This window comes from Frateuria defendens, assembly GCF_001182895.1.
In the GTDB taxonomy this organism is placed as follows: Bacteria; Pseudomonadota; Gammaproteobacteria; order Xanthomonadales; family Rhodanobacteraceae; genus Frateuria_B; species Frateuria_B defendens.
This window is the reverse complement of record NZ_LFQR01000084.1, coordinates 1-5,996: the sequence shown is the minus strand read 5'-3', so window position 1 is coordinate 5,996 and position 5,996 is coordinate 1. Positions and strand designations below refer to the sequence as shown.

General features: G+C 70.8%; 6 protein-coding genes. 3 read left to right on the top strand and 3 right to left on the bottom strand.

What is annotated here, in order from left to right:
• Positions 1 to 231 precede the first annotated feature (231 nt).
• Positions 232 to 1,062 carry a PhzF family phenazine biosynthesis protein gene (locus ACH65_RS12455; protein WP_049622926.1) on the bottom strand — a complete coding sequence of 277 codons (831 nt, stop codon included), beginning with the start codon at positions 1,060 to 1,062 and terminating at the stop codon, positions 232 to 234.
• Between the two features lie 193 nt (positions 1,063 to 1,255).
• On the opposite strand from ACH65_RS12455, the gene thpR reads away from it, so the two are divergent.
• The gene (gene thpR / locus ACH65_RS12450; protein WP_049622925.1) at positions 1,256 to 1,864 is read left to right on the top strand and encodes an RNA 2',3'-cyclic phosphodiesterase; all 609 of its coding nucleotides are present in this window, start codon (positions 1,256 to 1,258) and stop codon (positions 1,862 to 1,864) included.
• Between the two features lie 22 nt (positions 1,865 to 1,886).
• On the opposite strand, the gene ACH65_RS12445 is transcribed toward thpR, so the two are convergent.
• Positions 1,887 to 2,342, bottom strand: coding sequence for a cupin domain-containing protein (locus tag ACH65_RS12445; RefSeq protein WP_049622924.1), 456 nt, complete (start codon positions 2,340 to 2,342; stop codon positions 1,887 to 1,889).
• A 117-nt stretch (positions 2,343 to 2,459) separates the two neighbouring features.
• Here ACH65_RS12445 and ACH65_RS12440 point away from each other — a divergent pair, with 117 nt between their 5' ends.
• On the top strand, positions 2,460 to 3,305 hold the full coding sequence (locus tag ACH65_RS12440; RefSeq protein ID WP_049622923.1) for a DUF3014 domain-containing protein: 846 nt from the start codon (positions 2,460 to 2,462) through the stop codon (positions 3,303 to 3,305).
• Between the two features lie 209 nt (positions 3,306 to 3,514).
• Here the strand turns inward: ACH65_RS12440 and ACH65_RS12435 are convergent, their stop codons facing one another.
• Entirely contained in the window at positions 3,515 to 4,390 is an 876-nt protein-coding gene (locus tag ACH65_RS12435; protein WP_049622922.1) for a DMT family transporter, read from the bottom strand.
• A gap of 178 nt (positions 4,391 to 4,568) precedes the next feature.
• On the opposite strand from ACH65_RS12435, the gene ACH65_RS12430 reads away from it, so the two are divergent.
• A complete protein-coding gene (locus ACH65_RS12430; RefSeq protein ID WP_049622921.1) occupies positions 4,569 to 5,738 on the top strand; it encodes an acyl-CoA dehydrogenase family protein in 1,170 nt (389 codons plus the stop codon).
• Positions 5,739 to 5,996 lie beyond the last annotated feature (258 nt).

The following is a 5,996-nucleotide window of genomic DNA, read 5'->3' as shown; positions in this document are numbered from 1 at the left end:
CGTGCGTGGGCAAGCAAAGAGAAGTAACTCGCTCCCCGACAGGGGAGCGAAACCCCCGGCCCATAGGGCCGGCCAGGGCAACACCTCGCTTCGAGCAAGGCGTAACCGCTCTGGGTTCCGGTCTACGCCGGAACGACGAGCAAGAGCGACGTCGCTGCGTTCCCGCACACCCATGACCACCAAGACACGCCCCATGGCCCCAGCGCGTCGTCGGCACATCGTGACCAGGCCTTAGGCCATGATCCGCGCCGTGCCCGACACGCGGATCGAACTGCCGGGCTCGTCCGGAATCTCCGCATGCAGCAGCGAGGGCACGCCCATGTCCTCGCCCTGGACCAGCTCGATGGCGCCGCCGTGCGGCCAGCCGATGTCGCGCAGGTAGCCGGCGAAGGCCGCCGCCGCGGCGCCGGTGGCCGGGTCCTCGTACACGCCGCCGGAGGCGAAGGGATTGCGCGCGTGGAACCGGCGCGGGCTTTCCGCCTGCACCAGCGCGATGGTGATCAGGCCGGCGCCTTCCATCAGCCGGCGGCCGGCGGCGAGGTCGTAGCGCATCGCGCGCAGGGCTTCGCGCTCGCGCAGGGCCAGCAGCAGGTGATCGGCGCCGCCGTGGATGCGCGCGGGCGGCAGGCGCGGGTCGAGGTCATCCTCGCCATAGCCGAACAGGGCGAGCGCCTCGGCCAGCAGGGCCGGGTCGGCCGGCGAGTTGTGGGTGGGCGGCGACTGCAGGGCGGCGCTGAAGGTTTCGCCCTCGCGCCGGCCTTCGACGGTGATCCGCGCGCGGTTCAGCACCAGCGGGAATACGCCCTCGCCGTGCTCCATCGCCAGCACCGCGCCGAGGGCGATGGTGGCGTGGCCGCAGAACGGCACCTCCGAGGCCGGCGAGAAGTAGCGCACGCGCCAGCCGTCGCTCTGCGGCGCGGCGAAGGCCGTCTCCGAAAAACCGACTTCGGCGGCGATGCGCTGCATCTCGGCTTCCGGCGGCAGGCTGGCGTCGAGGTGCACGCCGGCGGGATTGCCGCCGGTCATTCCGTTCGAGAAGGCGGCGATGCGGTACAGGGGCATGGGCGGTTCCTGTCGTCGGGCTCGGGCATGACAGTGTGCCGAGCGGCCGGTGAGCATGTCGAGAAACGGACGTAGCCGAAACGGACGTAGCCGGATCGATGGCGCGATCCGCACGTCGCCGCCGCCATGCCGAGGCACTCGCGCGGCGCGCCACCCGCTAGCATGTGCCGCTCGATTCGCCACACACGCGCCCATGCCCGCACGACGCCCGCCGCCCGGCCCCATGCAGCCCGACCTGCTCGGCGCCGCGCACCATCCCGCCGAAGTGCACCGGCTGTTCTTCGCGTTGATGCCGGACGCGCCGACGCGCGAGCGCCTGGCCGCCGCCGCGCGGACGCTGGAGGCCACTCATCCGGCCCTGCACGCGCGCTGGGTGCGCCCTGGGCGCTATCACGCCACGCTGCATTTCCTCGGCGACCACCCGCAGCTGCGCGAGGACCTGGTCGCGGCCGCGATGTCGGTGGGCGACACCCTGCGCGCGGAGGCGTTCGACTGGACGCTCGACCAGGTGGCGAGTTTTCGCGCCCGCCAGCCGCCGTGCGTGCTGCGCGGCGCCGTCGAGCCGGCGCCGCTGCGCGCGCTGTGGGAAACCTCGCGCCGTGCGCTGGCGCTGGCGGGGCTGGGCGCGCACCTCGACGGGCGCTTCGTGCCGCACGTCACCGTGGCCTACAGCCGCGGCGTGGTGCTGGAGCCGGAGGCGATGGCGCCCGTGCACTGGCGGGTCGACCGGCTGGCGCTGATCGACAGCGTGGTGGGGCGGCCCGATTACCGGGTGCTCGGCGCGTGGAGACTGGCGGGCTGATCGCCCGGCGCGTGCGTGGGCTTCAATCGGGGTAGGGCGTGCCGTCCCTGTGTGAGTAGCCGCGCGCATCCGCGTGCAGGTCGATGTCCGGATACGTGCACACGTCCTCCGCCTCGCGGCAGCTGCCGATCTCCAGGTACACCGCCGTCGCGCCGCCGCGGTTGATCAGGCAGTGCCCATCCGGCAAGTTCTTCGGAAACGCGGCGCAGTCGCCCGCGCGCAGCGGCTGCTCGCCGGCGTCGGTGAGCAGGGTCAGCTCGCCGGCGATCACGTAGACGAACTCGTCCTCGTGCGAATGCCAGTGCCGCTGGCTGGACCACGCGCCCGGCGGCAGCCGGGTGAGGTTCACGCCGAAATCGGTGAGTCCGCCGGCGCGGCCCAGCGCCTGCTTGATGCGGTCGGCGGCATGCTGGTGGAACGGCGCGGGATAGTTCGAGCCGTGGCGCTCGGGCACGGCGGCGGGATCGATCCGGGGCATGGGCGGTTCCATGGGCGTGGTGGAACGCATTCTGCCGCGCCCGGCGCATGGCCGGGGTGAACCATCGCGGCCGTGCCAAGTCATAAGTGTATTGTGGACAGCTGTTAAGGAGAGAGGGTGAGCAGGCAATCGAGTCCGGTCGGGCCGGTGCTGGCAGGCATCGTGGTGATCGCCGCGGTGGCGGCGGGCGTGTTCATCTGGCGCAAGGCGGTGCAGCCGCCGCCGGCCGCACCGCCGTCGGCGGCCACGTCCAGCGCGCCTGCCGCGGCGGCCACGGCCGCGCCGGCGGTTCGGCATCCGATCGAGCAGGCCGGCACCGGGCCCGCCGCGGCGTCGAGCGCGCCGCTGCCGGCGCTGGATAACAGCGACGCCGGCGTGAGCGAGGCGCTGGCGGCCCTGGCCGGCGGCGGCGACCTGCGCGCGCTGCTGCGGCCGGACCAGCTGATCCGGCGCATCGTCGCCACGGTGGACGCGCTGCCGCGGCAGAGCCTCGGCAGCACCAGTATCCTGCCGCTGCGCACGCCGCGCGGCGCCTTCGCCACCAGGCCGGCGGGCGACGGCCTCGCGGTCGGCGACAACACGGCCCGCTATGCGCCCTACATGCGCATCGTGGAGGGGGCCGATCCCAAGGCCGTGGCGGCGTGGTACGTGCGCTTCTATCCGCTGTTCCAGCAGGCCTACCGCGACCTCGGCTATCCCAAGGCCTACTTCAACGACCGCCTGGTGGCCGCCATCGACGACATGCTCGCCGCGCCCGAGCCGCACGCCCCGCTGGCGCTGGCGCGGCCGAAGGTGCTGTACGAGTTCGCCGACCCGGGCCTGCAGTCGCTTTCGGTGGGGCAGAAGCTGATGCTCCGCCTGGGGCCCGCCGACGAGGCGAAGCTCAAGGCCAAGCTGCGCGCGATCCGTGCGGCGCTGACCGGGGCGACGTTGCCGCCGGCGCCTGCGGGGAGTGCGGGTTGATCAGAGGCGTGCGTTTTCTTGTTGATATGCAGTGCAGGTCGGTATTCGTCAGGGAGGCCGGGAGAGGGTGAAGTCTTGCCTCGAGGCAAGTGTTCACCCCTCCCCAACCCTCCCCTGCACGCCGGGGAGGGAGTAGGCCGCGGACTTTTGTGCAGGCATCTCAAATGTGCCTGGGCCGATTCCACGCGCCACGGATCGGCCGCGCCGCCTCACACGATCTTGGTCCGCCGCCACCAGTTGGTGACCTGCTCCTCGCGCACCAGGGTGAACAGGCCGGCGCCGAGGATGAAGGCGATGCCCACCGCCATCGGCCAGTCCAGATGGTCGTGGAACAGCAGGTAGCCGAACACGATGGCCCACACCATCTGGCTGTACTGCGTCGGCGCCACCGCGCTGACCGGCGCCAGGCGCGTGGAGAGCATCAGCAGGATGGCGGCGAGGCCGGCGAGCAGGCCGTAGCCGGCGAGCAGGAACCACTGGTGCAGCGAGGGCCACACGAAGGTGGGCAGCATCAGGATGCCGCCCATCAGCAGCGGGCCGAGCACGCCCGCGCCGTAGAGGCTCAGGCGCTTCTCGTCCGGCCCGGCCATGCGCAGGCCGATCACCGAGATGGCGCCGACCAGGCCGCACACGATCGCCGCCACGTGGCCGTGGCTCAGGTGGCGGAAGCCCGGCCGCAGCACCACCAGCACGCCGAGGAAGCCCACGATCACCGCCGACCAGCGGCGCCAGCGCACCTGTTCCTTGAGGAACACCACCGACAGGATGGTGACGAAGATCGGCATCAGGAAGATCAGCGCGAAGGCCTCGGCCATCGGCAGCGAGGTGAAGGCCATCACCGAGGTGAGGTTGCCCAGCGCCATCGTGATGGCGCGCAGCAGCCACAGGCTGGGGTGCCTGGAGGTCACCACTTCGCGCCAGCGGTCGCCCGGCTTCTTGAGGAAGGGCAGGGCCAGGAGCATCAGCACGGCGCCGAAGAACACCGTCTCGTAGGCCGGCAGCGAGCCTTCCAGCAGCTTCACGAACGCATCGCTGAAGGAATAGGCCGCGTAGCACGCGAAGCCCAGCAACACACCTTTGAACATGGGAAAGTCCAATCGAACCGGAGCGGCATGCGGGCCGTCGCGGGGGCGGCGGTCGACGGGCGCATTATGCGTTGCGTTCCGGCACCTGCCTATCGGGCGTGTTGCGGCATGCCGTGACAAGTTGCCGCAGCGGCTCGCTAGAATCACCGGCTCGCCACACCTTCACGGAAACCCCCGCATGGCCGCCCGTCTCGACCCGCTCGACCTGTACGACGTCCGCTCGCTGCTCACCGAGGAGGAGCGCATGGTGCAGGACACCGTGGGCCGCTTCGTGGACGAGCGCGTGCTGCCGATCATCGGCGACTGCTTCGACCAGGGCCGTTTCCCGCAGGAGCTGGTGCCGGAGATCGCGGGCCTGGGCCTGCTCGGCGCCACGCTGCCGGAGAAGTACGGCTGCGCGGGCATGAACGGCGTCAGCTACGGGCTGATCTGCCAAGAATTGGAGCGCGGCGACTCGGGCCTGCGCAGCTTCGCCTCGGTGCAGAGCTCGCTGTGCATGTACCCGATCTACGCCTATGGCAGCGAGGAGCAGAAGCGCGAGTACCTGCCGCCGATGGCGGCGGGCGAGGTCATCGGCTGCTTCGGCCTCACCGAGCCGCACGGCGGCTCGGACCCGGCCAACATGAAGACCCGCGCCCGCAAGGACGGCGGCGACTGGGTGCTCGACGGCGCCAAGATGTGGATCACCAACGGCAACCTCGCGCACATCGCCATCGTGTGGGCGCAGACGGAGGACGACATCCAGGGCTTCATCGTGCCCACCGACACGCCCGGCTTCGCCGCGCAGGAGGTGCACAAGAAGATGAGCCTGCGCGCCTCGGTCACCTCCGCGCTGTTCTTGGACGGCGTGCGCGTGCCCGAGGCCCAGCGCCTGCCCAACACCAAGGGTCTCAAGGGCCCGCTGGGCTGCCTCAACCAGGCGCGCTACGGCATCACCTGGGGGCCGATCGGCGCGGCGCAGGCGTGCCTGAAGGAGGCGCTGGCCTACACCGCCGAGCGCATCCTGTTCGGCCGTCCGCTGGCCGCCAACCAGGCGGTGCAGATCAAGCTGGCCGACATGGCCCGCCGCATCACCACCGCGCAGCTGCTGTCGCTGCAACTCGGGCGCCTGAAGGATGCCGGCGCCATGCAGCCCACCCAGGTGTCGCTGGCCAAGTGGAACAACGTGCGCATGGCGCTGGACATTGCCCGCGAATGCCGCGACATTCTCGGCGGCGCCGGCATCACCACCGAGCACGTGGCGATCCGCCATGCGCTGAATCTCGAATCGGTGATCACCTACGAGGGCACCGAGACGGTGCACCAGCTGGTGGTGGGGCGCGAGCTGACGGGGATCAATGCGTTCTGAGGGCAGGTTCACGATCGCCCTGCCGGTGCCCGCGAGGTCGGTCGCCCGGTGTTTCGGCTTCGCGTGTTCGTTCGTCGAGGCGTTCTTGCATTCAGGCCGGCCGTTGGCCGGGGTTTCGCTCATCTGCCGATGAGCGAGTTACTTTCTCTTGCTTGCCCAAGAGAAAGTAACCAAGAGAAGGGCACCCCGAGGGCGCGCCCCAGGGGCCCCGGAAGAGCAGCGCACATCCTTGTGCGCACTCTTAAGCGCTCGCTGCGC

Coding starts and splice junctions, on each gene's coding strand:
- ACH65_RS12455 (WP_049622926.1), bottom strand. CDS start 1,062: ATGCCCCTGTACCGCATCGCCGCCTTCTCGAACGGAATGACCGGCGGC.
- thpR (WP_049622925.1), top strand. CDS start 1,256: ATGCCCGCACGACGCCCGCCGCCCGGCCCCATGCAGCCCGACCTGCTC.
- ACH65_RS12445 (WP_049622924.1), bottom strand. CDS start 2,342: ATGCCCCGGATCGATCCCGCCGCCGTGCCCGAGCGCCACGGCTCGAAC.
- ACH65_RS12435 (WP_049622922.1), bottom strand. CDS start 4,390: ATGTTCAAAGGTGTGTTGCTGGGCTTCGCGTGCTACGCGGCCTATTCC.
- ACH65_RS12430 (WP_049622921.1), top strand. CDS start 4,569: ATGGCCGCCCGTCTCGACCCGCTCGACCTGTACGACGTCCGCTCGCTG.